General features: G+C 68.6%; 24 protein-coding genes. 10 read left to right on the forward strand and 14 right to left on the reverse strand.

What is annotated here, in order from left to right:
* Positions 1–166 precede the first annotated feature (166 nt).
* The 5 genes from AC1EJR_RS19290 to AC1EJR_RS19310 all read left to right on the forward strand — a co-directional run bounded on the left by AC1EJR_RS19290 (position 167) and on the right by AC1EJR_RS19310 (position 2,900).
* Positions 167–442, forward strand: coding sequence for a helix-turn-helix domain-containing protein (locus AC1EJR_RS19290; RefSeq protein WP_092299829.1), 276 nt, complete (start codon positions 167–169; stop codon positions 440–442).
* Complete coding sequence (locus tag AC1EJR_RS19295; protein WP_477147409.1) at positions 442–1,767, forward strand: type II toxin-antitoxin system HipA family toxin; 1,326 nt, start codon at positions 442–444, stop codon at positions 1,765–1,767. The genes AC1EJR_RS19290 and AC1EJR_RS19295 overlap by 1 nt, the downstream gene beginning before the upstream one ends.
* 344 nt (positions 1,768–2,111) lie before the next feature.
* Positions 2,112–2,393, forward strand: a complete 282-nt coding sequence (locus AC1EJR_RS19300; RefSeq protein WP_092299833.1) for an isochorismatase — start codon at positions 2,112–2,114, stop codon at positions 2,391–2,393.
* Positions 2,386–2,607, forward strand: coding sequence for a translation initiation factor IF-1 (gene infA, locus AC1EJR_RS19305; protein ID WP_092299836.1), 222 nt, complete (start codon positions 2,386–2,388; stop codon positions 2,605–2,607). Before AC1EJR_RS19300 ends, infA begins: the two co-directional genes overlap by 8 nt.
* Positions 2,608–2,645: 38 nt before the next feature.
* Positions 2,646–2,900 (forward strand): translation initiation factor 1, encoded by a 255-nt coding sequence (locus AC1EJR_RS19310; protein ID WP_092299977.1) that lies wholly within the window; start codon positions 2,646–2,648, stop codon positions 2,898–2,900.
* A gap of 12 nt (positions 2,901–2,912) precedes the next feature.
* Here AC1EJR_RS19310 and panE read toward each other — a convergent pair whose 3' ends face one another.
* The 6 genes from panE to atzF form a co-directional block, all read right to left on the reverse strand.
* Positions 2,913–3,833, reverse strand: a complete 921-nt coding sequence (gene panE, locus AC1EJR_RS19315) for a 2-dehydropantoate 2-reductase (protein WP_441593445.1) — start codon at positions 3,831–3,833, stop codon at positions 2,913–2,915.
* Between the two features lie 80 nt (positions 3,834–3,913).
* Positions 3,914–4,618 carry a GntR family transcriptional regulator gene (locus tag AC1EJR_RS19320; RefSeq protein WP_369823525.1) on the reverse strand — a complete coding sequence of 235 codons (705 nt, stop codon included), beginning with the start codon at positions 4,616–4,618 and terminating at the stop codon, positions 3,914–3,916.
* A gap of 111 nt (positions 4,619–4,729) precedes the next feature.
* Positions 4,730–5,551: an ABC transporter ATP-binding protein gene (locus tag AC1EJR_RS19325; protein WP_092299844.1), complete on the reverse strand. Its 822-nt coding sequence runs from the start codon at positions 5,549–5,551 to the stop codon at positions 4,730–4,732.
* 2 nt (positions 5,552–5,553) lie between these two features.
* A complete protein-coding gene (locus tag AC1EJR_RS19330; protein WP_441593444.1) occupies positions 5,554–6,405 on the reverse strand; it encodes an ABC transporter permease in 852 nt (283 codons plus the stop codon).
* Between the two features lie 5 nt (positions 6,406–6,410).
* Positions 6,411–7,421, reverse strand: a complete 1,011-nt coding sequence (locus AC1EJR_RS19335) for an ABC transporter substrate-binding protein (RefSeq protein WP_454757767.1) — start codon at positions 7,419–7,421, stop codon at positions 6,411–6,413.
* 41 nt (positions 7,422–7,462) lie between these two features.
* The gene (atzF, locus tag AC1EJR_RS19340) at positions 7,463–9,193 is read right to left on the reverse strand and encodes an allophanate hydrolase (protein WP_477147410.1); all 1,731 of its coding nucleotides are present in this window, start codon (positions 9,191–9,193) and stop codon (positions 7,463–7,465) included.
* A 334-nt stretch (positions 9,194–9,527) separates the two neighbouring features.
* Between atzF and AC1EJR_RS19345 the strand changes: the two genes are divergently transcribed.
* Complete coding sequence (locus AC1EJR_RS19345; RefSeq protein ID WP_477147411.1) at positions 9,528–10,829, forward strand: cation:proton antiporter; 1,302 nt, start codon at positions 9,528–9,530, stop codon at positions 10,827–10,829.
* Between the two features lie 20 nt (positions 10,830–10,849).
* Here the strand turns inward: AC1EJR_RS19345 and AC1EJR_RS19350 are convergent, their stop codons facing one another.
* The 3 genes from AC1EJR_RS19350 to pdxR all read right to left on the reverse strand — a co-directional run bounded on the left by AC1EJR_RS19350 (position 10,850) and on the right by pdxR (position 14,818).
* Positions 10,850–11,752, reverse strand: coding sequence for a DMT family transporter (locus AC1EJR_RS19350; RefSeq protein WP_092299856.1), 903 nt, complete (start codon positions 11,750–11,752; stop codon positions 10,850–10,852).
* Between the two features lie 92 nt (positions 11,753–11,844).
* Complete coding sequence (locus AC1EJR_RS19355) at positions 11,845–13,290, reverse strand: PQQ-dependent sugar dehydrogenase (protein WP_477113560.1); 1,446 nt, start codon at positions 13,288–13,290, stop codon at positions 11,845–11,847.
* A 40-nt stretch (positions 13,291–13,330) separates the two neighbouring features.
* Entirely contained in the window at positions 13,331–14,818 is a 1,488-nt protein-coding gene (pdxR, locus tag AC1EJR_RS19360; RefSeq protein ID WP_092299862.1) for a MocR-like pyridoxine biosynthesis transcription factor PdxR, read from the reverse strand.
* Positions 14,819–14,920: 102 nt separating this feature from the next.
* On the opposite strand from pdxR, the gene AC1EJR_RS19365 reads away from it, so the two are divergent.
* The gene (locus AC1EJR_RS19365) at positions 14,921–16,186 is read left to right on the forward strand and encodes a 4-aminobutyrate--2-oxoglutarate transaminase (RefSeq protein ID WP_477147412.1); all 1,266 of its coding nucleotides are present in this window, start codon (positions 14,921–14,923) and stop codon (positions 16,184–16,186) included.
* A 230-nt stretch (positions 16,187–16,416) separates the two neighbouring features.
* A complete protein-coding gene (locus AC1EJR_RS19370) occupies positions 16,417–17,376 on the forward strand; it encodes a Bug family tripartite tricarboxylate transporter substrate binding protein (protein ID WP_477147413.1) in 960 nt (319 codons plus the stop codon).
* Between the two features lie 9 nt (positions 17,377–17,385).
* Here the strand turns inward: AC1EJR_RS19370 and AC1EJR_RS19375 are convergent, their stop codons facing one another.
* The 3 genes from AC1EJR_RS19375 to AC1EJR_RS19385 all read right to left on the reverse strand — a co-directional run bounded on the left by AC1EJR_RS19375 (position 17,386) and on the right by AC1EJR_RS19385 (position 20,550).
* Positions 17,386–18,555 carry an acyl-CoA dehydrogenase family protein gene (locus AC1EJR_RS19375; RefSeq protein WP_477147414.1) on the reverse strand — a complete coding sequence of 390 codons (1,170 nt, stop codon included), beginning with the start codon at positions 18,553–18,555 and terminating at the stop codon, positions 17,386–17,388.
* 24 nt (positions 18,556–18,579) lie between these two features.
* Positions 18,580–19,632, reverse strand: a complete 1,053-nt coding sequence (locus AC1EJR_RS19380; RefSeq protein ID WP_477113562.1) for a Bug family tripartite tricarboxylate transporter substrate binding protein — start codon at positions 19,630–19,632, stop codon at positions 18,580–18,582.
* A gap of 87 nt (positions 19,633–19,719) precedes the next feature.
* Positions 19,720–20,550: an IclR family transcriptional regulator gene (locus AC1EJR_RS19385; protein ID WP_255370952.1), complete on the reverse strand. Its 831-nt coding sequence runs from the start codon at positions 20,548–20,550 to the stop codon at positions 19,720–19,722.
* Positions 20,551–20,682: 132 nt separating this feature from the next.
* Between AC1EJR_RS19385 and AC1EJR_RS19390 the strand changes: the two genes are divergently transcribed.
* Both AC1EJR_RS19390 and AC1EJR_RS19395 read left to right on the forward strand, forming a co-directional pair.
* Entirely contained in the window at positions 20,683–21,927 is a 1,245-nt protein-coding gene (locus tag AC1EJR_RS19390) for a CaiB/BaiF CoA transferase family protein (RefSeq protein WP_092299881.1), read from the forward strand.
* A gap of 18 nt (positions 21,928–21,945) precedes the next feature.
* Positions 21,946–23,052 carry a CaiB/BaiF CoA transferase family protein gene (locus AC1EJR_RS19395; RefSeq protein ID WP_477113572.1) on the forward strand — a complete coding sequence of 369 codons (1,107 nt, stop codon included), beginning with the start codon at positions 21,946–21,948 and terminating at the stop codon, positions 23,050–23,052.
* Position 23,053: 1 nt separating this feature from the next.
* On the opposite strand, the gene AC1EJR_RS19400 is transcribed toward AC1EJR_RS19395, so the two are convergent.
* Both AC1EJR_RS19400 and AC1EJR_RS19405 read right to left on the reverse strand, forming a co-directional pair.
* The gene (locus AC1EJR_RS19400; RefSeq protein WP_092299887.1) at positions 23,054–23,740 is read right to left on the reverse strand and encodes a Fe2+-dependent dioxygenase; all 687 of its coding nucleotides are present in this window, start codon (positions 23,738–23,740) and stop codon (positions 23,054–23,056) included.
* Between the two features lie 47 nt (positions 23,741–23,787).
* Positions 23,788–26,067: a TonB-dependent receptor gene (locus AC1EJR_RS19405; protein ID WP_477147415.1), complete on the reverse strand. Its 2,280-nt coding sequence runs from the start codon at positions 26,065–26,067 to the stop codon at positions 23,788–23,790.
* Positions 26,068–26,316: the final 249 nt, after the last annotated feature.

Below are 26,316 nucleotides of genomic sequence, written 5' to 3' on the forward strand. Positions count from 1 at the left end.
GGAATGTACCACGGCGTGCCCGATGGGCCGCGTCGATACAGCTTAATGGCTGTATTTCCGTTTTACGCCCGATAGGCTGTATCTTGAAAATACAGCCAAAATGGCGTAAAACGGCTTTACAACTTCCTAGCTGTATTCGCGCCCCCATCCGAGCATACATCCGACTATGTATCCCATCCGCATCATCAGCCAGTTACGGCCGATCCTCCAGGGCTTCCGCAAGTCCCGCGGGCTGACCCAGGCGCAACTCGCGGCGCGCCTGGGGGTGAGCCAGCAGACCTATGCCCGGCTGGAAGCCAACCCGGCACGCGTCAGCGTGGAGCGGCTGCATGCGGTATTGCAGGCGCTGGACGTGGAAATGCTCCTGTCGACCGATGGGGACGAGGACTATCGCGGCGGCGGCTCCATGCTCCGCCAGCCCCCGCCAAGCGAGCCCTGGTAATGGGACGTCGACCTCTGCGACGCCAGCTCGGCGTCTGGATGAACGGCCATTTCACGGGCGTGTGGGCACAGGGCAGCGAGGGCGAGACCTTCCACTATGCGGCCCGCTGGATCCACAGCGCGCAAGGCCGGCCGCTGTCGCTTTCGATGCCGTTCCGGTCAGACAACGCGCCGTATCGCGGCCGCGTGGTGACGGACTACTTCGACAACCTGCTGCCGGACAGCGACGCCATCCGCCGGCGGCTCGCGCAGCGCTATCGCACGCGCGGCATCGGTCCGTTCGATCTGCTCACGGCGCTGGGCCGCGACTGCGTGGGCGCGCTGCAGCTGCTCCCCGAAGGCGAGGTACCCGAAGAACTGCGCGTCATCGAAGGCAGCCTGGCTGATGACGCCCACATCGCCCGCTTGCTGCGCGACACCACGAGTGCATCGCCCCTCGGCCAGCATGGCGACGATGCCKACCTGCGCCTGTCGATCGCCGGCGCGCAGGAAAAGACCGCGCTGCTGCGCCGGGACGGCCAATGGTTCGTTCCGCACGGCAGTACGCCGACGACCCATATCCTCAAGCTGCCGCTCGGGCTGGTAGGCAATATGCGCGCGGACATGCGCACGTCCGTCGAGAACGAATGGCTTTGCGCGCAGCTGGTCGAGGCCTTCGGCCTGCCCATCGCGGCGTGCGAGATGGCGATGTTCGAGGATCAGAAGGCGCTCGTGGTCGAGCGTTTCGACCGGCGCGTGGCGCCCGATGGCGAGTGGATCCTGCGCCTGCCGCAGGAGGACTTCTGCCAGGCGATGGGCATGTCCCCGCTGGCCAAGTATCAGGCCGATGGCGGGCCGGGCATCGCGGACATCATGGCGATCCTGGCCGGCTCCGACGCGCGCGAGGCGGATCGTCGCAATTTCTTCAAGACGCAGATCCTGTTCTGGATGCTCGCCGCCACGGACGGGCATGCCAAGAACTTCAGCCTGAGCATCGGGCCGGGCGGTCGCTACTGGGCCACGCCGCTGTATGACGTGCTTTCGGCACATCCCATCGTCGGGGGCGGCGCCAATCAACTCGCCATACAGAAGGCGCGCATGGCCATGGCGGTGCGGGGCTCGCAGAACTACTACCGGCTGGCCCAGATCCAGCGTCGGCACTGGATTGCGCAGGGGCGGCAGGTGGGGCTGCCCGAGGCGGAGGTGGAGTCGATGATCGCCGAACTCGTTGCCGCCATGGACCCGGCGATCGCCGCCGTCGCGGCCCGCCTTCCCCGGGAATTTCCGCAGGACGTGGCCGGGGCCGTGTTCGATGGCATCAGGGCCCAAGGCAAGAAGCTGTTATAATGCCGGACTTGGTCCTCTCTCCAAACGACAGGACCGGGTGCCGACATCACTACAAAGACTCAGTTTTGGCACCCTTCGGGCGTACACCCGAATCGATCCGGGCCACGTGGCCCGTCACCATAATGACCGGCGGCAAGTCCGCTCCGTACCCGGCACGCCCCGTACCAGCGCGCCAGCTTACGCAAGCACGGTCACTCCGCGTCAATCGCGACGACATGCGCCTCAGTGCGTGTCGCGCACATTGACCCCCTTCCCATCGCGTTGGAACCAACTGGCAAGCAGAGGCGCACATCGGTGCCCAGCCTGCGCATGCGCGTTCACGCGAAACGAGACATCACATCACATTGCAGCAAACGCAAATCATTGAATCGCCGTACACGGTTGCCGTGTACCCCATCGAGCAAGAGCCAGGCGTCTGGTTCGCGGCCTACCTGATCCGCGAATACAAGGACGGCATGGAACGCGTGGTGGCCAACGTGGCCATGCGCCACGACACCTACCGCACCGCCGCCCGGGCCAAGCATGCCGCCCGCTGTGCCGGCGAAGGCGCCATCACGCGCCTGGCTGCGCGACACCATCAACCGGGCGCCACTGCCCACGCTAATCAAGGAGCCCGTCATGGCTAAGGAAGATCTCGTCGAATTCGGCGGCCACGTTTCCGAAGTGCTGCCCGATAACCGTTTCCGCGTCGTTCTCGAAAACGGCTTCCAGGTGTGGGCATATTCGTCGGGCCGCATGAAGAAGAACCGCATCCGGATTCTGGCCGGCGACCGCGTGACGCTGGAAATGTCGCCCTATGACCTGACCAAGGGCCGCATCAACTACCGGCACAAGAATTGAGCGCAGTCATGAGCCATCCCGACCTGGAAGAGGCCGTCATGTCAGCCAATGACGAATGGGAAATCATGCATCTGACGCCCAAGGGCTGGATGGACGGCAGCTACCGGCACGAGCCGGGCGATGCCGTGAACATCGCCCCGCCGGCCGATGACGTGCTGACCGTGCGCCGGCACGTCAGCGCCACCTACGGCGGGCCGTCCCGCGTGGTCGAGGACCGCACGCCGCGCACCGAAGACATGGCGCTGATCGAACAGCTGCTGACGAAATTCGGCGCGCCCGGCTTCGGCGTCTGAGTACCCGAGGCGTCAGCCGCGTGCGCGGCGCGCCTCGTAGGCCTTGAGACTCGTCAGGGCCAGTTCCAGGGTCGGCGCCGGCGTCTTGCCGCGCCGCGCCAGCAAATCTCCCACGATCTGGTCCGATTCGATGGCAGCGCCACGCTCCAGGTCGCGCAGCATCGACGCCATCAGCGGTGAACCTTCCGCAAACAGTGTCGCCCGAGCCTGCTCGAGCGCCGGCGCCCGCGCCGGATAGCCGTTCGCGGCCGCAATGGCCGCGCACTCATCGAGCAGCGCCGCAATGGTCTCCCGCCCGCGCGGTGCGGCCAGAATGTCGCCAATCGTCGCCCGCATCAGGCAGGTGGCCGACGCCAGCGTCGCCAGAAACAGCCACTTCTCCCACATGTCCTGCATGATCGCTTCGCTGCGCTGCACGTCGAAACCGGCGTTCTCGAGCAAGGCGGCCACGGCGCGCGCGCGTTCGGTATTGCCAGCCGGGCGCTCCCCGAACGAGAGGATATGGAAGGCCGACAGATGCAGGATGGTGCCTTGCTCGTCCAGCGTGCTGGAGATCATGCAGCGGCCACCCATCACGCGCTCGGCGCCGAAGCGCGCATCGAGCTTGTCCAGGTGCTGCATGCCGTTGAGCATCGGGATGACCACCGTGCCGGGGCCCATGGCCGGCGCGAAGCTGTCCATGGCGCCGTCGAGGTCGTAGGCCTTGCAGCTCAGCAGCACCACGTCGTACGGCTCGGTGATCTGGGTGGATAGCACGGTGGGTGGGTCTTCCACGCGCACGTCGCCGTGCGGGCTCATGATCCGCAGGCCGCGTTCGGCCAGCAGGGCCGCGCGCCGGGGCCGCACGAGGAACGTGACGTCACGCCCGGCCTGCAGCAGCCGCGCCCCGAAATACCCACCAATCGCACCCGCTCCGACTACCAGAATCCGCATGTTCGACTCCCCAGGTCAGCCCGGCTTCAGGCCGGGTGTGCGCCATTGTAGTGGCGCGCCGCAAAAGCTGCAGGGGCCGTTCATTTCCCTTCGCCCCGCGCCTGGCTGCGGGCGAGGTAGACCTCGTGCAGGGTGATCTTGCGCACCTCCGCCTGGCTCGCCCCGATGTGCGAGCGCAGCAGCCTGCAGGCTTCATCTGACCGATGGGCGAGCACGGCGCGCAGGATGCGCCCGTGCTCTTCATACGTGGCATCCACGCGCGCCGGCTTGGTGAAGTCCAGCCGGCGGATCAGCCGGATGCGTTCGGTTACGTCGCGATGCACGCGCGCCATCTCGGGATTGCCGGCAGCCTCCACCAGCGTGCAGTGGAAAGCCTCGTCCAGTTCGCCCACGCGCGCCATGTCCGGCAGCCGCGCCTCGGGCGGCACCAGCCAGATCGCCGCCAGCGCGGCCAGCGCCTCCTGGTTGCTGTCCGGCGCCATCGCGCACAGCCGCCGTACGGCCTCGGTCTCCAGCACCATGCGCAAGTCGTACAGTTGCTCGAACTTGTCGAAGTCGAACGGCAGCACGCGCCAGCCGGCGCGGAAGCTGACCTCGACGAATCCTTCCTGCTTCATCCGGAACAGCGCCTGGCGGACCGGCGTGCGTGACACGCCCAGCCGCTCGCAGACTTCGTTCTCGGTGAAGCGGTCGCCGGGCACGAGGCGAAAGTCGGCGATATCGCGCTTCAGCAGCGCGTACACATCGTCGGCACGCGAGGTGCGTTCGGCATCGGTAGGGGGCATGGCATTCATGGGGATAGGCGCGGTGCGGGTCTCATGGGGAAGGCTGGGCCGGCGCTGGCGCCCATTATGCGCCGGCGCCGGCCGGGTCGCCACCGGCCCCGGGGGCACGCTTCAGCGCCTGACTTCACGCTGGAAGATCTCCAGGCTCTGCCGCTTGGCCGCKACGAAGCTCGCCTGCGACAGCGTCTCCACCGTGCGCGGCCGCGCGTCGCCGTAGTCGAGGATCTCGGCCACGCGCGTCGGGCGCTTGGTCAGCAGCAGGATCTGGTCGGCCAGGTACACCGCCTCCTCCAGGTCGTGCGAGACCAGCAGCATGGTCGTGCCGGTCTGCATGAACACCTCCTGCAGCTTCTCCCGGATGAACAGCGTCATTTCGAAGTCGAGCGCGGAGAACGGTTCGTCGAGGAACAGCACCTCGGGCCGGGGCGCCAACGCCCGCATGATCGACGCCGTCTGCTGCTGCCCGCCAGACAGCTCGTACGGGTAGCGGTTCAGGTCGAACTTCACGTCGAAGGACGCCACCAGCTCCGCCATGCGCCGGTCCACCTCGGCCTTGCTGCGGCCCTCCAGCAGGAGCGGATAGGCGATGTTGTCGATGGTCCGCATCCACGGGAACATCGCCTCGCGGTAGTTCTGGAACACGTAGCCGATGCGCGTGTCCTTGAGCGACTTGCCGTCGAACAGGATCTCGCCCCGGTCGATCGGAATCAGCCCCGCGATCATGTTGATCAGCGTGCTCTTGCCGCAGCCGTTGGGGCCGAACACCGAGACGATCTTGCCTTTCGGGATGTCGAGGTCGAAGTTCTCGTACAGCGGCCAGCCGGCGAAATACTTGGTCAGCCCGCGGATGGTGATGTGGGTGCCCGGCGGCCCGGGGCGGAACGGCGGCACCGGCACGTCGGCGTGGCGGGCAGGGGACAGAACGGTGGTCATGGTTACCTTCCACTCCAATGGACGATGCGGCGTTCCAGCACGAGGAACGCGATGTTGAGCACGTAGCCGAGCGCGCCGGCCGCGAGGATGGCCGCGTACATGGTCTTGACGTTGAGCACCTGCTGGGCATCGATGATGGCGTGGCCGAGACCGTTCTCGGAGCCGATGAACATCTCCGCGACGATCACGATGACCAGCGCCATCGACACGGCGGAGCGCAGGCCGACAAAGCTCGGCTGCAGGCTCTCCCAGACCAGCACGTCCCGGAAGATGCGCCAGCGGGAGGCGCCCATCACGCGCGCCGCCATCACGCGCTGCTTGCGCGCGTTGATCACGCCATAGGCGCTGTTGAAGACCACGATCAGCAGGGCACCGAAGGCGGCGATGGCTATCTTGTTGATGTCGGACACGCCGAAGATCAGCAGGAACAGCGGAATCAGCGCGGAAGACGGCGTGGAGCGGAAGAAGTCGATCAGGAACTCCACGCTGCGGTAGGCCCGCTCATTGCTGCCGAGCAGCACGCCCAGCGGCATGCCAACCACCGCCGCAATGGCGAACGCCTGCAGCGTCCGCGCGACGGTGACGGCGAAGTCCGCCAGCAGCTCGCCGCCGGCCAGCCCGGTGGCCAGCGCCACCAGCGTATCGCCGGGGCTCGGCAGCAGGATCGGCTTGATCAGGCCGAAGCGGACCACCAGGTCCCAGATCAAGAACAGCACCAGCGGGCCGACCATCGGCAAGAGTCGGTCGCCGAGGGGCCGGCGTGGCGCGGCGTCGTGCGAGGCCGGGGGCGCCCAGGACTGGCCGGCGGGCGGGGCCGTGCCCGGCACGGCGGCGGTATCGGAGAGTTCGGACATGGTCGTCAGGCCTTGTAGAGCAGCGTGTTGACGTCCACCTTGCGCGAGAAGATGCCCTTTTCGGTGAACAGGTCGTAGAACTTCTGGAAGTGGGCGGCGTCGCTGGCCTTGAATTCGTCGAAGAACAGGTAGTCAGCCATCGGCACCTCGGCCGTCAGCGCGCCTTCGATGGCCGTATAGCCCTTGAGGAAGGGGCGCGCCTCGGTCGGGTTCTGGCGCACCAGCACCACGCCGCGCCGGTAGGCGGCGAGGTAGGCCTTGACCACGTCCTTGTTCTTGCCGAGGAATTCCGTGGTCAGGCTGGCCGAGCCGCCATGCCACGGGGCCATCGGGTCGCCGAGGATGTAGCGCGCCACCACGCCGGCTTCCAGCGTGCGCGTGGTGCCGTTGAGCCGGCCGATGGTGCCGGTCGGCTCGAGCGAGTAGACCCCATCGATCTGGCCGGCGGCGAGCGCCGCCACGTGCTGGCCAATCGGCAGTTCCGTCACGCTGATCTTGCCGGCACCGGCACGCTCCAGCATGGTCTTGGCCAGCACCACGTTCTGCAGGCCCGGGCCGCACGCCACGCGCTTGCCCTTGAGTTCCGCCACGGTCTTGATCGGGCTGTCCTTGGCCACGAGGAACTCGTCGAGCACGAACTTGGCGTTGGTCGGGTTGGTGCAGAAGATCTTCAGCAGGCCGGGCTGGGCGATGTCACCGATGGCCAGCGCGGCCGAGGCGGTGCCATTGGCGCTGCCGTCGCAGCGGCCGGCCAGGATGGCCTCGATGACCTGCTGCGGGCTGGCGAACTTGATCGGCTCGACGTTCAGCCCCGCTTCCTTGAAATAGCCCTTTTCGACGGCGGCGAAGAAGGGCAGGCCCGAGGCGACCGGCCAGTAGCCGATGCGCAGCTTGGGCGTACCCTGCGCGCGGACGATGGCCGGCGCGGCCAGCACGGACAGCGCGGCGGCGCCGGCCTTCAGCGCGCGGCGGCGCGAGGGGGAGACGGTGGCGGGACGGGAGGTGGAGCGGGTCATGGCAGGTTCCTGTGCGTGAATGTTGAGGATTCGGAAGACGGTCAAGCGGCGGAGAGCGACGTGATATAGGCGCGCCAGCCGCCATGGGCGCTGACATCGGGCGCACCGTGCAGCGCATGGCCTTCGCAGACGAAGCCATGGACCCAGCGGCCATCGGCCAGCTCGAGGCTGCCCAGCGCGAGCGGGGCCGGCACCAGCGCCAGGAAGCTGCCGACGGCGGCGAGCGGCACCTGCCACACCTCCACCGCGATGGCGGCGCCGGCATCCTCCCCGGCGTCCACGCGGCGCAGGCCGGGCTTTGGCGGGGTGGTGCCGGGCAGCGCGTGCAGCMGATAGTGCGGCGCGGTGGTGGTGGCCTCGGCCAGCGTCGCACCGCGTTCGGTCAACTGACCGTTCAGCGGCATGCCAGAGAGATGGGCGCCCACCACGGCCAGCGGCAGATGAGTGGCGGGGGACGGGGCCAGCCCGGCAATGGACACCGGCGCGGGCAGCGGCTCGCCCGTCGCACCCAACGTCAGCCCCGTGGCGTGGTGGAAGCGTTGCCCCAGGTCGGCGAGCTGCCAGTCGCTGCCGGCCTGGCCGATCAGCGTGATGCCGAACGGCAGCCCGTCCGGGCGCAGGCTAGCGGGCACGGACAGCGCGGCGTAGTCGAGCAGGTTGACGAAGTTCGTGTAGTGGCCGAGTTCGCGGTTGCGTACCACCGGATCGGCCAGCATGGCGGCGATGGTGCAATGCGTCGGCGCCGTGGGCACGCACAGCACGTCGATGTCCTGCCACATCGTGGCCGCGCGCTGGGCCAGGGCCTGGAGCGCGTGCTGGGCATCGAACACATCGGCGGCGCTGTAGCGGCTGCCGGCGGCCAGGATCGAACGCACCGGCTCGATGACCGCGCCCGGCGCGCGGTCGAAGAAGGGGCGCACGGCGGCGTAGCGCTCGGCGACCAGCGCGCTGTCATAGAGCAGCGCGGCGGCTTCGGCCAGCGGGGCATAGTCGATGGGCACCGCGCGACCGCCCAGCGCCTCCAGCGCGGCAACGGCGGCGTCGAAGGCCCGGCGGGCGAGGTCATCGCCGAAAAACTCCGGCTCGGCCGGCAGGCCAAAGCGGAACGCAGCCGGCAGCGGCGTGCGCGCCAGCGGCAGCGCGCGCGAGTACGGGTCTTGCGGATCATGGCCGGCGGCGGCTTCCAGCACGCGCACCGCCATGGCCACCGTGCGTGCCAGGATCGACACGCAATCCACGCTCTGCGCGGCGGGGAACACGCCGTGGGCGGAGATCAGGCCCTTGCTCGGCTTCAGCCCGACGATGTTGTTGAGCCCGGCGGGCACCCGGCCGGAGCCGGCGGTGTCCGTGCCCAGCGCGAAGTCAACCTCACCGCTGGCCACCGCGTACGCCGAACCGGAACTCGACCCGCCGCTGACATAGGCCGGGTCGAACGCATTGGGCACGGCGCCGTAGGGCGAGCGCGTGCCATTCAGGCCGCAGGCGAACTGGTCCAGGTTGGTCTTGCCGGCCAACGCCGCGCCGGCGCCCAGCAGGCGCGCGATCACCGTGGCGTGGGCGTCCGGCACGTAGGCGAATTCGGGGCAGGCGGCGGTCGTCGGCACGCCAGCCACGTCGATATTGTCCTTGGCCGCAAAACGCAGGCCGGCCAGCGGGGCGTGCTCCGGGTGCGGGGCGACGACCGGGGTATCGAACCGCGCGATCCACGCCGCATCGGCCTCGCCGGGGGCGGCTGTCGTGGCCGCTGTGGTGGCCGAGGTAGAGGTACGCATGAGAGTCCTATCTGAAATCCAATCTTGGATACAAGATAGCAATCACCGTGCCAAAGGGACTTTTGGGCAGGGGGAAGCCCGGTCAGACGTGGAAAATGTCAATGAAATCAGTCGATTAACCACGTGGCTGTTCACGCGTGACCGGCTGCTGGGCGCCTTCGGCCTGCCACCCACACCCCGCCGCCCACCCGCAAGCCCCTGCGTGGTGCGCGCACGCACCAGTGTCGGGAGGTCTTCACTGACACGGCGCTACGGGGTCCGCCCGACAGCGCCCGCCCGCCGCGCCGCCTACTGTGAAAGTCTCGACCGGGATATATCGAATAGAGGAGCCAGCTTGTTCGCGACCTGGGCATTGGTCATTGGCGCGCTGCTGATCACGATGGGGCTGATCGACTCCATGGTGAAGCGCCTGCCCATGTCCCCGTCCGGCCTGTATCTATTAGTGGGGATGGCGCTGGGGCCCGGCGGGGCCGGGCTGATCGTGCTCGATCTGACGGACCCGGGCCACGTGAGGGTACTGGAATGGATCACCGAGCTGGCCGTGCTCGTCGCTCTGTTCGGCGTGGGCTTGCGGCTGCGGGTGCAGATGACGTACCGCGTCTGGCGCCTGCCGGTGCGGCTGGCCACCGTGGCGATGCTGCTGACCATCGGCGGCGTCTGCGCCGTGGCGGTGGGCTGGCTGCAGGTGCCACTGGGCCTGGCGGTGCTGCTCGGGGCGATCCTGGCGCCCACGGACCCGGTGCTGGCCTCGGACGTGCAGATGGCCGATACCGAGGATCGCGACGTGGTGCGCTACAGCCTGACGGGTGAGGGCGGCCTGAACGATGGCGCGGCGTTCCCGTTCGTCATGCTCGGCCTTGGCTTGCTGGGTTTCCACGAACTGGGCGCGTGGGGCRGCCGCTGGATGGCGGTCGATCTGGTCTGGAGCACCCTCGGCGGGCTGGCAATCGGTGGGCTGCTGGGCTGGCTGGCGAGCAAGACCATCCTGGTCCTGCGGCTGCGCTTCCATGAGGCGGTGKGGCTGGAGAGTTTCCTCACGCTGGGCCTGATCGGCGTGTCCTACGGCGCCGCGCTGTTGCTGCACACCTACGGCTTCCTGGCCGTGTTCGCGGCGGGGCTGGCGATGCGGCAGGTGGAGCGCCGCGAGAATCCCGCCACCTCGCCGGCGGAGGTGCTGGGACCGCTGCATACGGCCGATGTCGAGACCACCTCCACGCACGAGCGCAAGGCCGCCGCCTACCTCACCCATACCGCCTCGGAGTTCTCGTTCAATATCGAACGGCTGGCCGAGCTGTGCGTCACCCTGCTGATCGGGGCGATGCTGACCCGGGAGGTCTTCCACGCCCAGTACGTGGTGCTGGCGCTGCTGCTGATCTGCCTGATCCGGCCGCTATCGGTCTATGCGTCCACCTTCGACCTGCCCATGGCGCGCGGCCAGCGGCGCCTGACCGCGTGGTTCGGCATTCGCGGCATCGGCTCGCTTTACTACCTGGCCTATGCCCTGACGCACACCGCCGGCGAGGAATGGAGCCCCTTCCTGATCCACGCCACGCTGTGCACCGTGGTGTTCTCCATCGTCCTGCACGGCCTGACGGCCACGCCGCTGATGGCCTTCCATCAACGGCTGGGGCGCTAGCCAGCACCCTTCAGCGTCATTCAGCGCCGCTGCGCCAGCCCGATGCCTGCGGCGATGGTKAGCAGCCCCACGCCGTGATACCAGTGGGGCGACTCGCCGAGCAGCAGCGTGGAGAGCAGGGCGGCGAACACCGGCGTCAGCGTGATGAAGAACACCGGCAACTGCGCGCCGGCCCGTGCGATGGCGCGGTCCCAGGCGAAGTAGGCCAGCAGCGAGGGAATCGTCGACACATAAAGCAGGATGCCCATCACCTTGCCGTTCCAGGGGATGGGCGTCGACAGCGTCATCAATTCCCACGCCGTGACGGGCACGCTGGCCACCACGCCGGTGACGATCTGCGCGAACAGCAGCACCGGCAGCGGCAGGTCCGGGCGATGCTTGCGCAGCAGCCAGGTATAGGCGCTCCAGGCGATGGTCGCCGCAAGCATGTATAGGTCGCCGGGCACGAAGTCGAGCTGCGCCAGCCGCCCCAACTCCCCGCGCACCAGCACGAAAGACACCCCCACCAGACACAGCAGCGCCCCCGCCACAGCCCACGGCCGCATGCGCTCCCCGAAGAACAGCGCGCCGATGATCAGCAGGAACAGCGGCGTGGAGGCGCCAATCAAGGTGACGTTGATCGGCGTCGAGGTGGTCAGCGCGAGGTACTGGAACGCGTTGTAGCTGGCAATCGACAGCACGCCCATCGCCGTCAGCAGCCCCGCATGCCGGCGCAGCGTGGCCCGATGTTCCACCACCCCGCGCCAGGCGTAGAGCCCCAACAAGGTCCCGGCCAGTACCCAGCGCACGAAATTCAGCGTGAGGGGCGGAAACGTACCGGCGGCCAGCCGCCCGACAATGGCGTTGCCCGCCCAGGCCAGTGGCGGGAAGGTGAGCAGGAACAGGGTGGTCCCGTCGAGGCGGCGGGTGGCGCTGGCATGCATGGGGGTGGGGAGGGCGTCGTGAGGATGCGGGATTATCCGCCATCACGGCGTGTGGCGCTGGCGCCCCCCCGCAAGGCGCCCCTAAGGCGCCCCTAAGGCGCCCGCTGTACCCGATACACCTTGCCGCTCGTCGAAGACGTGCCGGCGTCGGCCAGTACGTAGAGTTCCTGCGCGGCATCGATGCCGAAGGAGTAGACGCTGCCGCTGGCGGTGACCGGCCAGTCCACCCGCTCGGAAACGGCGCCGTCGCGGTACAGGAAGCTCGCCAGCTTGCCGGTGCACAGGTCGGTGTAGAAATAGCGGCCCTGGAGTTCGGGCAGGGCCGCGCCGCGATAGACGTAGCCGCCGACGATGGCGCAGCCGCCGGCGTCGTGGCTGTACTCGAACACGGGCGCGGTCAGGCCGGCGGGGTCGCACGCGGTGGCGCCGACGCAGGCGGTGCCTTCCAGACGATCCCATCCGTAGTTGAGGCCGCCGCTGGCGGTTGGCATGGCGTTGACTTCCTCGCGCTGGCCTTGGCCGACATCCGCGATATAGAGCAGGCCGTTCGCATCGAACGAGAACCGCCACGGGTTGCGCAGCCCGGTGGCCCAGATCTCGGGGCGTCCGCCCCCACCGCCGGCGAACGGATTGCCGGCCGGCACGGTATAGCTGGCGCCGCTCACGTCGATGCGCAGGATCTTGCCCAGCAGCGTGCCGCTGTTCTGGGCGTTGTTGGCGGGGTCGTTGCTACCGCCGCCGTCGCCGGTGCCGATGTAGAGCATGCCGTCCGTGCCGAACGCGAGCTGGCCGCCGTTGTGGTTGCTGGCCCCCGGGTGCGGAATCGACAGCAGCAACGTGCCGGTGGGGTTCGCTGCGTCCGGGTTGCTGGCCGAGACCGTGTAGCGCGCCACGGTGATCGCGCCGTTCTGGTCGGTGTAGTAGACGTAGAAGCGCCCGTTGGTGGCGTAGGCGGGGTCGAACGCCATCGAGAACAGGCCGCGCTCGCCGTCGGTGGTGGTGAGGATGGAGAGGTCGAGGAAGGACGCGGCGAGCACGCTGCCGTCCCGCACGATGCGGACCCGGCCGGCGCGCTCCACCACGAACAGCCGGGGGTCGTTGGCGGGTGCGGTGAGGAAGATCGGCGCCGCGAAGCCTTCCGCCACCTGGGTCAGCGACAGCCGCATGTCCGAGGGCGCGCCGTAGCTCACGCCGATAGTGGGCGCCGTGTTGGCGGCCACCATCGCGGTCTGCGCGGCCTGCGAGGGCTGGTAGGACGTCGATCCGGTCAGTACCGGGGCCGCCGTCACGGTGTAGGTGCCGGCCGCGAGGTTGCCAAGCGTGACGGTCTGGCCGACGGTCTGCCGATAGCCGCCCGGCCCGGTCACCGTGATGTTGGCCGGCGTGCCGGCGGGCAGGCCGGACACGACGATCGCGAGGGTGGCGGGCGTGCTGCCGCTGGTGATCTGGACGTCGCCGCCGCCACCGCCACAGCCGGCCAGCCACAGCGTGGTGATGGCGAGCAGCCGGCATAGCATCGATCGATGTGCATGAATCATCACGTCCTCCTGCTCACCACGTTACCGAAGCCTTTGTATCCTAGGTCGGTCTGAGCCGGGGCAGCAGGCAATCGAGCAGCACGTCGAAGGCGGGGCCGATGTCTTCCTCGGGCACGCAGGCATAGCCCAGCAGCAGCCCGCGCCGAACCGTCGGCCCCATGAAATAGCGCGATAGCGGCCGTACCAGGATGCCGCGCGCGCGGATGTCCGCCGTCAGGGCCACATCGTCCACGTGGTCGGGCAGGCGCAGCACGAGGTGCAGCCCGGCGTTGCTCGCGTGTTCGTGCAGCGCCTCCGTCCCGAGGTAGCGTTCGATCAGCCCGGCCAGCACCGCGCGCCGCCGGGCATAGAGCGGGCGCATGCGGCGGATGTGCGCGGCATAGTCGCCGGCCTGCATGAACTCGGCCACGGTGGCCTGCGTCATCAGGTGGCCGGCGCGGTACAGGTCGGAATGGGCGGTCTGGAAGGCCTCCGTCAGCCCCTTCGGCAGCACCAGATAGCCCATGCGCAGGCCGGGGTAGAGCGTCTTGCTGAAGGTGCCGATGTAGAGCACCGGCGCGTCCGGCTCCATACCCTGCAGCGACGGAATCGGCTGGCCGGAGAAGCGGAATTCGCTGTCGTAGTCATCCTCCACGATCCAGCTCCCGTGCCGCCGCGCGAACTCCAGCAGCGCGCGCCGCCGCCGGAGGCTCATCACGGCGCCCAGCGGATACTGGTGCGAGGGCGTGACGAAGATAAAGCGCGGCGCGGGGGCGCTGGCGTCCGCATCGGGCAGGCACAGCCCTTCGGCGTCCACGGGCAGCGGCACCATGCCGATGTCGCTGACCTGCAGCACGCCGCGGATGCCCCAGTAGCCCGGCTCCTCCACCCACGCCTGATCGCCCGGCGAGCCCAGCATGCGCGCCACGAGGTCGATCGCCTGATGGATGCCTTCGGTAATCAGCACCTGATCGGCATCGCAGCGCACGGAGCGCGCCACGCGCAGGTGGGCCGCCACCGCCTCGCGCAGGGCCGGCAGGCCGCCGCCGTGGCTGTAGCTGAGCCATTCGGGCTGCGGCCGGCGCCACAGCCGCGCGGCGATCTGGGCATAGCGCCGATGCGGGAAGCGCGTCAGGTCCGGCACGCCGGGCATGAAGGCGCCCCATTGGATGGGCGATGCGGAGGCACTCGAGACCAGCCGCTGCCCGCGCGGCGAGAGGCCCGGCATGGCGTCTGCCGTGGCCGGCGCGCTGTCGGCGGCGGTGGCGTTCAGGTAGCGCTCGGGCGCCGTGTCGGCCACGAAGGTGCCGCTGCCCGTGCGGGCGCGCAGGTAGCCCTCGGCCAGCAACTGCTCGTAGGCAAACATCACCGTGTTGCGGGACAGGCCCAGCTCCGCCGCCAGGTCGCGCTGGGGCGGCAGGCGCGTGGCGGGCGCCAGGCTGCCGTCCAGGATCGCCCCCCGGATGCAGGCGTACAGCGCCCGATTGAGCGGTTGGTCGGTCGGCTGGCCGAGCCGCTGGAGCAGCAGGTCGCCGCAGATCGATTTCACATTGGCACCATCTGATTTGTCGAAGTGGCGCTGGATTGTAGAGCCAAAGGGGATTGGAATGCACGTCACACCTGTCACTCCCTGCTCCAAGACCTCGGACCCATGAAAAACAGCGAACTGAACCAATCCCGTGCCCAGGCCACGCCGCGAGGCGTTGGCGTGATGTGCGATTTCTATGCAGACCGGGCCGAGAACGCCACCCTGTGGGACGTGGAGGGCCGCCAGTACACCGACTTCGCCGCCGGCATCGCCGTCCTGAACACCGGGCATCGGCATCCGCGTGTGATGCAGGCCATCGTCGCCCAGTTGGACCGCTTCACCCACACCGCCTACCAGGTGGTGCCGTACCAGAGCTACGTCACGCTGGCCCAGCGCATCAACGAGCTGGCGCCGGTGCCCGGGCCGAACAAGACCGCGCTGTTCACCACGGGCGCGGAAGCCGTGGAGAACGCAGTCAAGATCGCGCGCGCCCACACCGGCCGCCCGGGCGTGATCGCGTTCTCGGGCGCCTTCCACGGCCGCACGCTGCTGGGCATGGCGCTGACCGGCAAGGTGGCGCCGTACAAGGTCGGCTTCGGCCCGTTCCCGTCGGACATCTTCCACGCGCCGTTCCCCAACGCGCTGCACGGCGTCAGCACGGCGCAGGCGCTGCAGGCGCTGGAAGGGCTGTTCAAGACCGATATCGATCCCAACCGCGTGGCGGCCATCATCGTGGAACCGGTGCAGGGCGAGGGCGGCTTCCAGCCGGCCCCGGCCGACTTCATGCGCGGCCTGCGCGCCGTGTGCGACCGCCACGGCATCGTGATGATTGCCGACGAGGTGCAGACCGGCTTCGGCCGCACCGGCAAGCTGTTCGCGATGGAGCACTACGACGTGCGGCCCGATCTCGTGACGATGGCCAAGAGCCTCGCCGGCGGCATGCCGCTGTCGGCGGTGTGTGGCCGCGCGGCCATCATGGATGCCCCGCTGCCGRGCGGGCTCGGCGGCACCTACGCGGGCAACCCGCTGGCCGTGGCCGCTGCGCACGCGGTGATCGACACCATTGCCGAGGAACAGCTGTGCGAGCGTGCCAACGCACTGGGCCGGCAGCTTAGCGAGCACCTGACCGCGCTGCGCGCCACCTGCCCGGCGCTGGCCGAGGTGCGCGGGCTGGGCTCGATGATCGCCGCCGAGTTCCGCGACCCCGCCACGGGCGCGCCGAGCGCCGAGCACGCGCTGCGCGTGCAGCGCCGCGCGCTGGACGCCGGCCTGCTGCTGCTGACGTGCGGCACCTACGGCAATGTGATCCGCTTCCTCTACCCACTGACGATTCCGCAGGCGCAGTTCGACGCCGCGCTGGGCGTGCTGGCGCAAGCCATGGTCGAGTAAGTCAGACGCCATGGCGGGGCACGCCAAGCGTGCCCCGCGCCAACCCGGTGCATCGCCCCGGCCAACTTCCCCACGCGGAAGGGGGCGGGAAACACGCATTTCAACGCTAGCCTGAAGCGTGCCGATTCAGCGTGGCACGCATGTTGCGGATAACACCCAGCGCGAACCTGCGCAAAATCCACGAGGGACCAACCATGCGTTTTAGTAGATCGACGAGTTTCCGGGCACTCATGACGGCTTCCGTGCTGGCGGTGCTCGCCATGTCCTCCACGGCCATGGCGCAGACCGCGCGCGACTGGCCGACCCAGCCGGTGCGCATCGTCGTGCCGTTCCAGGCGGGTTCTGCCACGGACCTCATCACGCGCCAGCTTGGCGTGGGGCTGGGTAAGGAGTACGGGCAGAGCTTCGTGGTGGAGAACCGGCCCGGCGCTGCCGCGATGATCGGCAGCGAGGCCGCGGCGCGCGCGCCCGGCGACGGCTACACGCTGTTGATGTCCGGGCCGGCGTCGATGGTGACCAACCGCTTCCTATATAAGAAGCTCAGCTATGACCCGGATGCCTTCGAGAAGGTGGCCGTGGTGGCGATCACGCCGAACATCCTGCTGTCCAACCCGTCGCTGCCGTTCAAGACGCTGCCGGAGATGGTCGCCTACGCCAAGGCGAACCCCGGCAAGCTGACCTATGCCTCGTTCGGCTMGGGCACCACCTCGCATATCGCCGGGGAAATGCTCAAGGCCGTGGCCGGCATCGACATCGTTCACGTGCCCTACAAGGGCGCCGGCGAGGCGATTCCCGCGCTGCTCTCGGGCCAGGTGTCGATGTACTTCGACACCATCATGACCGGCCTGCCGTTCGTGAAGTCCGGCAAGCTGCGCGCGCTGGGCATGTCCACCGCCAAGCGTTCGCCGCAGGCGCCCGAGATCCCGACCATCGCCGAGCAGGGTTATGCGGGCTTCGACATCGCGCCGTGGTACGGCATCGTCGCGCCCAAGGGCACGCCGGCAGACGTGGTGACCCGCCTCAACGTGTCGATCAACAAGCTGCTGAACTCGCCAGACTTCCGCGAGAAACTGGCCGTCACCGGCGCCGAGCCGCGCGGCGGCAGCGTGGGCGACTTTACGGCGATGGTCGATGCGGAGATCCCGCGCACCGAGAAACTGGTGAAGCAGGCCGGCGTGACCCTGCAGTAAGGTCCGGGCTCAGCCCAGCTCCAGCGCCCGGCCGCGCGCGTCCATCGTGCGCCGGGCGATATTGAGCTGGTGGATCTGCGTGGTGCCTTCGTAGAGGCGGAATACGCGCACATCGCGGTAGAAGCGTTCCGCCACGGTGCGCGCCACATAGCCGCTGCCGCCGAAGACCTGCACCGCGCGGTCCGCCACGCGCCCGCACATCTCCGAGGCKAACAGCTTGCACATGGACGCCTCCATGGTCACGTCGCCGCCGTTGTCGCGCTTGCGCGCCGTCTCCAGCACCAGCGCCCGCGCTGCGTGCACCTCGGTGTTGCTGTCGGCAATCATCTGCTGCACCAGCTGGTAATCGGCGATGGGGCGGCCGAACTGCTCGCGCGTGGCGGCGTAGCGCACCATTTCGTCCACCAGCCGGATGGCCGGGCCGATGCACAGCCCGGCCAGGTTGATGCGCTGCTTGTTGAGCGCCTTCATCGCGGTCTTGAAGCCACGGCCCGGCACCTCGCCGACGATGGCCGAAGCCGGCACGCGGCAGTTCTTCAGGTACACATCGCCCACCGGGGAGCCGTGCTGGCCCATCTTGCGCTCCGCCGGCCCGGTGCTCAGGCCCGGCGTGCCGCGCTCGATCAGGAAAGCGCTGATGCCGTGCGCGCCCGGCGTGTTGGGGTCCGTGCGGGCGAAGACCGTGAACAGGTCCGCCAGCGGCGCGTTGGTGATAAAGCACTTGCTGCCGTTGAGCACGTAGTGGTCGCCATCGCGCACGGCCACGGTGCGCAGCGAGGTGGCGTCCGAGCCGGCCTCGGGCTCGGTCAGCGCGAAGCAGCCGGTGATCTCGCCGGAGGCCAGCCGGGGCAGGTAACGCGTGCGCTGGGCCTCGGTGCCGTCTGCCACCAGCGATTCGGAGGCGATGCCGGTATTGCCGCCAAAGCGGGCGCGGAACACCGTGGCCGCCTGCGACACCTCGATATTGACCAGCGTCAGCTCCTCGGCCGTCAGGCCGGCGCCGCCGTACTCGCGCGGAATGCTGTGGCCGAACAGGCCCAGCGCGCGCATCTGTTCCACCACGGGCTCGGGAATGACATCGGTGCGATCGATCTCGGCTTCCAGCGGGATGCAGGTTTCCAGCACGAAGCGGCGGATGTCGGCCAGCAGCGTGTTCATGGCGGAAGGGTTGGTAATCATGGGAGGTCGCCTCTCGGGAAAGGATTATTGGGCGGTGATGCCGGACGCCTTGAGCACACGGGCCCACTTGCGCGATTCGGCATCGACGTATTTGTCGAAGGCGGGGGCGGTCTGCGGGGTCACGTCCATGCCGAGGTCCTGGAGCCGGCTGGCCACATCCGGCGCGGCCACGGCCTGGGCCACGGCATCGGCCAGCTTGCGCACCACGGCGTCCGGCGTCTTGCGCGGCGCCACCAGCCCGAACCAGCCGCCGGCCTCGTAGCCGGGCAGGTTGGCTGCCTCGGCCACCGTGGGCACGTCCGGCATGCCGGGGTAGCGCTTGGTGGACGTTACGGCCAGCGCGCGCAGCTTGCCGCTCTTGACGTGCGACTGGGCGATGGCCACCGTCAGCGGCATCATCGACACCCGGCCGCCGAGCAGGTCCGTCAGCGCCTCCGGCTGGCCCTTGTAGGGCACGTGGGTGATCTGCACCCCGGCGCTCTGCGCCAGCAGCGCGCCCGCCAGGTGGTTGGAGGTGCCGACGCCGGCGCTGGCATAGGTCAGCTTGTCCGGGTGGGCGCGGGCATCGTCGAGCAGCGCCTTGAGCGTCTGCGCGCTGGAGTTGGCCGGCACGGCGATCACGTTGGGAATCATGCCGAAGCCGCCGATGGCGCGGAAATCGCGCTCGGCGTTCCAGGTGATGCTGGCGTTGAGCAGCGGGGCCACCGCGTGGCTGGGGCTGACCGCGAGCAGCGTGTAGCCGTCCGGCGTGGAGCGGGCCACGCCGTCCGTGCCGATGGCGCCGCCGGCGCCGGACTTGTTCTCGACGATGACCGGCTGGCCCAGCGACTTCGACATCCGCTCCGCCACCACGCGCGTCACGGAATCCACCACGCCGCCGGCGGAGAAGGGCACGATGATCCGGATCGGATGGTCCGGGAAGCGCGCCGCGCTCTCGTTGGCCTTATCCGCTGCCTTATCCGCTGCCTTGTCCGCTGCCTGAGCGGCCGCTGACCAGAGGGCCGGTGAGGCTGCCATCAGCAGCGCGCCAGTGAGCCACCCGCGACGCGAGCGGGCCAGATTCTTCATGCCAGACATGGTTGTCTCCGTATTTGACGATGGTCCACGATGGGTCCGGCGGCCTCTGCGGGCCGTCCGGGTGGCCGGTGCGCGATGGCGGGTTCGCTATCGCATCAGGCCGAATTCKATTTGCCGCACGGCTTCCAGCAGCTTCGGGGCGACTTCCCGCTCCAGATACCCGTCCTTGTCGCGCAAGGCCGAGATCGAACAGTTCAAGGCAAACGGCTCCTGCTTCGGCATGCGGATCGGCGCGGCAATCGCGTGGATCTCCGCCCGCCACTCGCCCGGGCTCAGGCAGAAGCCGCGCGCGGGAAAGTGCTGCTGCTCGGCCGTCCACATTGGCTTCTCCACGCGGAACCGCTCCGGGTCTTCCACGCGCAGCCGGTTCAGCACCGCCGTGCGCTCCTCCGCGCTGCACCCGAGCAGCAGCGCGCGGCCAATCGACGTGGACAGCACCGGCCGGGTGCTGCCGATGTCCGGCTGGTACACGTTGGTCGGGTCCAGCCGGCAGCTATCCACGTACACCACGGTCAGCCGGTCCCGCATGCCGAGGTTCACCGTGCAGCCGGTTTCCCGCGCGATGGCCTCCATGTAGGGGCGGGCCACCTGGCGGATCGGCAGCGCGGCGAGCATCGGGTACGCCAGCGCCAGCACGCCCGAACCGAGCCGGTATTTCTGCGTGCCGGGCACCCGGCTCAGGAAGCCCAGCAGGCACAAGGTGTAGGTCAGTCGCGACACCGTGGCCTTCGGCAGCCCGGTACTGACCACGAGATCCTGGTTGCCCAGGATCGGCCGGGCCGGGGTGAAGGCACGCAGCACTTCCACGCCGCGCGCCAGGTTGGTGGCGAACTGTCTGTCGTGGGCCAGCTCGTCGGCGCTGGCCAGGCCGGAAATCGTGTTTGGGTCCATGGCGGGGGGGCGCTGGGGTGGATTCATGTTGGTTTCCGCAGGTCGGGGAGTCAATGATGAACCGGAACGGTTTCGCTGTGCGAAACCCTGCTTGCAAGGCGGGTCTGGCGGGACCACCCTCGTCTCACCGTGCTTTTTCCCTTTCTACCTGGCGACGACATGCACCCCTCCGAATGCAATTCCGCACAGCGGACCCCCTCCGACTCGCCCCAAGGCGGCCCGCTGCGCGGCGTGCGCATCCTGGACATGGCCACCGTGGTGGCCGCGCCGTTCTCCGCCACGCTGTGCGGCGACATGGGCGCGGAGGTGGTCAAGCTGGAACTGCCGGACGGCAGCGACCCGCTGCGCGGCCTGGCGCCGGTAAAGGACGACCTGTCGCTGTACTGGAAGGTCACCAATCGCGGCAAGCAGGGTATTTCGCTCGATGTGCGGACGCCCGAAGGCCGGGCGCTGTTCCTGCGCCTGCTGCCGGAGTTCGATGTGCTGGTGGAGAATTTCCGCACCGGCACGCTGGATCGATGGGGTCTGGATATCGCCACCCTGCATCGCGCCAATCCGCGCCTGACCGTGCTGCGCCTGACCGGCTTCGGCCAGACCGGCCCGTATGCCGCCAACCCCGGCTTCGCGCGGATCTTCGAGGCGATGAGCGGCTTCACCAACCTGTGCGGCGAGGCCGCCGGCGGGCCGATGCATATGAACTATCCGATCGGGGACATGGTGGCGGGGCTGTTCGGCGCGTTCTCGATTGCCACGGCGATTGCCGAGGCGCGCGGCGCGCCGGAGGGCCCGGGGCGGGAGATCGACCTGTCGGCCACGGAGGCGCTGCTGCGCCTGCTGGAGCCGCTGGCGGTGGAGTACGAGCAACTTGGGCAGGTGCGCGGGCGCTCCGGCAACCGGGCGACCTACACCGCGCCGTCGAATATGTATCGCACGGCGGACAACCAGTGGGTCTCGCTGGTGGCCTCGTCGGACGTCACGTTCCGGCGGCTGGCCAAGGCCATGGAACGGCCCGATCTGGCGGAGTCCGTCGACTATCGCCGCAACCCGGACCGCATCCGCAATATCGGCCCGCTGGACGACCTGATCGTGGCCTGGTTCGCCGCGCAGTCCTATGACGCCATCGCCACCGCGCTGAAGGCGCACGAGGTGCCGTTCAGCAAGGTCTTCACCATCGTCGATGTGATCGACGATCCCCACCTGCAGGCGCGCGAGGCCATCGTCCGGCTCGAAGACGCCGACCTCGGCACGATTCCGGCGCCGTGCGTGGTGCCGCGCTTCTCCGGCTACCAGCCGTCGCCGCCGCGCAGTGGTCCGGCCACGGGCGAGCACAACGCGGCGGTCTATGGCGCGATCGGGGTCACCGCTGCGGATCTTGCGGCGCTGAAGTCGGCCGGAGTCGTTTGAGCGATGTCAGGAGCAGCCATGCTGGAAGGCGTGCGGATCGTGGAAATCAGCGGGCTCGGCCCGGGGCCGTTCTGTGCGATGCATCTGGCCGACCTCGGCGCCGATGTGATAGCCGTGGAACGGCCTGACGATGGCGCGTCGGGGCAGCCGCGCAAGCTGGTCAACCGGGGCAAGCGCTCGGTGATGGCCGACCTGAAGACGCCGGAAGGCCGCACGCTGGTGCTGGACCTGATCGCGGACGCGGACGCGCTGATCGAAGGCATGCGTCCCGGCGTGATGGAGCGGCTGGGGCTCGGGCCAGAGGTGTGCATGGCGCGTAACCCCCGGCTGGTCTATGGCCGGATGACCGGCTGGGGCCAGACCGGCCCGATGGCGCAGGTCGCCGGCCACGACAACAACTACACCGCGCTGTCCGGCGCGCTCTACTACAACGGGGCGCCCGACGCGCCGCCCTCGACCGCTTTCGCCGTGACCGGGGACGTGGGTGGTGGGGCCCTGTACCTCGCCGTGGGCCTGCTGTCCGGCATCCTGCGCGCGCGGGGCACGGGCGTCGGCACGGTGGTCGATGCCGCCATCGTCGATGGTTCGGCGCACATGCTGCAACTGCTGCTGGGGGCCACGGCCAAGGGCTATATCCACGGCGAGCGCGGGCGCAATCTCCACGACAGTTCGCACTTCTACGCCACTTATCGCTGCGCGGATGGCCAGTTCATCACCGTKGGCGCCATCGAGCCGCAGTTCTACGGCTTGCTGGTGCAGGCGCTGGGGCTGGCCGATGACCCGCGCTTCGCCCGGCAGTGGCAGCGCGAGGCCTGGCCGGAACTCCACCGGCATCTGGCCGAGGTGTTCGCCACGGATACCCGGGAAGGCTGGTGCCGCCGGCTGGAGGGCACCGACGTGTGCTTTGCGCCGGTACTGAGCCCGGCGGAGGCCGCCGCCCATCCCCATAACGTGGCGCGCGGGGTCTATGTGGAGGCGGATGGTTTCCTGCAGACTGCCCCGGCGCCGCGCTTCGACGGCGCGGTGCGGCAGGTCGGGCGTATTCCTGCCATTGGCGAGCATGCCGACGAAGTCCGGGCCGGACTGGAGCGGGGCAGCCCGTGGCTCGCCGCCGATCCGCGCTAGCTCAGGTCTCGCTCCACTGCCGCAGCAGGTTGTGATAGCAGCCCACCAGGCTGCGCCGGGCGCGTTCGTCGGCGTTGGTCTGGTTCAGGGTCTGGATGGCGTTGTCCATGTCGAACAGCAGCGCGCGCTGGCCATCGTCGCGCACCAGGCTCTGGATCCAGAAAAAGCTGGCCAGCCGGGTGCCGCGCGTGATGGGCGTGACCTGATGCAGGCTGGTGGCCGGGTAGATCACCATGTCGCCGGCGGCCAGCTTGACCTTGTGCAGGCCGTAGGTGTCTTCCACCTGGAGTTCGCCGCCGTCATAGCTGGCCGGGTCCGAGAGGAACAGCGTGGCCGAGATGTCCGTGCGCAGCTTGCGCCCGCTGTGCGGGTCGATGCGCACGCTGCCATCCACATGGGCGCCGAAGGTCATGCCCTCGCTGTAGCGGTTGAACATCGGCGGATAGACGAGGTTGGGCAGCGCCGCGCTGATGAACAGCGGGTTGCGCTCCAGCGCGCTCAGGATCAGGTGCTGGCACTGGGCCGCCACCTCGGCGCGTTCGTCGATCTGCTGGTTGAACTTGACCGGGGCGCCGGAGTAGCCGGCCGTGACGCGGCCATCCACCCAGGCATCGCCGGCGTGTTCGAGTTGGGCGACCAGTACCGCGAGCTGTTCGGCGTCGAGTACCCGGGGAATGCAGACGAGCATGGCTGGAATCCTGGCGAAGGCCGCCGGCAGGGCGGCCCCGCCGGCGTTTACATGCGATAGGTGAGCGACAGCATGGCGGTACGGCCCGTGCCCGGCACCGACCGGCCGCCATCCGACTGAATCAGCGCATCGTAATACTTCTTGTCGAAGATGTTGAAGAGATTCAGGCGGACATCGTACTTCGGTTGGTGGAAGGCGATCATGCCGTCCCAGCGCACGAAGCCGCCCACCTGCACGGTGTTGGTGTTGTTGGCGTAGCGCTCGGACATATAGAACGCGCCGCCGCCCACTTCCCAGCTTGGCAGCACGGCGTAGCTGGTCCATGCCGTGGCGGTGTGCTTGGGCGTGTTGGTCGGCACCTTGCCCTGCGTGCCCGCCGCGATGCCGTTCTTGATCTCGGCGTCGAGGTAGGTGTAGCCGGCAAAGACCTGCCACTTCGGCGTGATGCGGCCGGTGACGCCGGCGCGGAAGCCGTCCACCTGGATCTTGCCGGCCAGCGCGTAGGTGGTGGCGTCGATCTGGCTGCGCGCGTTGTCCTTGGTGATGCGGAAGAGGGCCGAGGTGACCGAGAGGTTGCCGTTCAGCAGGTCCCACTTGCCGCCGGCCTCGTAGGACTTGTTCTTCTCGGGGTCCAGCGACTGCTGGCCCACCGTGCCCACCAGCTGCTCCAGCGACGGGTTGAACGACGTGCCATACGAGAGGTAGTACGACTGCTGCTCCGTAGGCTGCCAGATGCCGCCCAGCCGCACGCTGGTGAAGTTGACGGTCTGGTCGGCGTTGGCCAGCGCCGTGTTGCCCCGTGTGTTGGTGGCGTTCACCGAGTTGCTGATGCTGGCGATGTAGCGGTCATAGCGCAGGYCCGCCACCGCCTTCCACTGTTTTGTGAATTCGATGGCGTCGTTGGCGTACACGGCGACCGTGTTGGCCGAGCCGCCCTGCAGGTTGCCGGTGGCGGTCGGCACGTTGCCCGGGGAGTCCCGGTACACCGGATCGACCACCGGCGTGCAGGCCACGAAGCCCGAGGTGCCGGCGGCAGCCGTAGCGGTGGCCGGCGGGTTCAGCGGCGTGCTGCCGCAGCTGCCGTTCCGGTAGTAGTTCTGGTTGTTGTAGCCGTCGTGGCCCAGTTCCACGCCCGTGAGCAGCGTGTGCTTGATCGACCCAGTTTCGAAGGTGGCGGTCAGCTCGGTCTGGTTGAAGATCGAGTAGTCGCGGATGTTGCGGTCGTGGCTCTGCTGGCGCACGTAGAGCTGCGACAGCGGCAGGTTGGTGGTGGTCAGCGCGGTGAAGGCGCCCGCCGCGTTGATGGAGCCGACGGCGTTCGGCGCGGTCTCGCGGGCGTCCGTCTCCACGTAGTTGAACGCGGTCTGGTTGCGCAGGCGCAGGTTGGGCGAGAACTTGTGGTCGATGCCCGCCGACAGCGAGGCGATGTTCTGCCGCGTGTGGTCGTTGTTGAAGCCGTAGAACGTGTCCCGGTCCACCTTCACCGGATGGCCGTTGATGGCCGGCAGGCCGTAATCGGGCATGTCCTCGTTGTGCTGGAGCAGCACGGACAGCGTGATCTGGGTGGACGTGCCGATGCCATAGCGCCACGACGGCGCGATGCCGAAGTCCTGCACGGTCATCTCGTCGCGCGTGCTCGGCTTGCCGTCCTGCGCCATCGCCGAAATGCGGAAGGCCGAGGTGTCGCCGGTAGGGGTGTTCACGTCGGCGGTGGCACGCACCAGGCCGTTGGTGGTGACCGAGGCGCTGACCTCGGTGGCGGCCTTCAGGGACGGCTTCTTGGTGACCTGGTTGATCACGCCGCCGGTGGAGCCGCGCCCGAACAGCATCGAAGAGGGGCCCATCAGCACTTCCACCTGATCCAGCGCGAAGGTGTCGCGGTAGTACTGGCCACGGTCGCGGAAGCCATCGAGGTAGATGTCGGTGCGCGCCGAAAAGCCGTTCAGGTTGATGTTGTTGCCGATCTGGCCGCCTTCCGCGCCGCCGATGGTGATGCCGGGGACGTTGCGCAGCGCGTCGGTCAGGGAGCTGACGCCCTGCGATTGCATCAGCGCCTGGTTCACGATGGTGACGGACTGGGGCACGTCGCGCAGGTCGGCGGGCAGCTTGGACAGCTGGCTGCCGGACGCATTGAAGTCGTCGCGCGCCGCCGAGCCCTGGACCGTGACTTCGCGCAGCGTGGTCGGCGCGCTTTCGGTGGCAGCAGGGGCGGCTGGGGCGGCCGTGGCGGCCGGAGGCGTGGGGGCCTGCTGCGCGAACGCAGCGGGGGCGGCGGGGGCGGCGAACAGGGCCACAAGTGCGGTGGCCACGGGGGTACGGCGAATCATTGTCAGGTCCATTCGCTCCTCCGCGGTCGGGCCCGATCCGTCCTCAGCCGCCGGGCGCGATTGCGCGGGGTTCGGCTGCGGGAGGGGCATCTATCTGGCGGGCTGGCGGAATATAAATGCGAACAATTCCCATTGCAATTTGCGTTGCTGGCCCGACACAGACACGGTGAGCGTATCGAGATTGTCTCCGTTTTAATACATTGTCGGCGTGGAAAATGGTGAAAGCGGCGCTTATAGTGCCGCCTGCCT

It is taken from the genome of Cupriavidus sp. 05T42 (genome assembly GCF_056396345.1).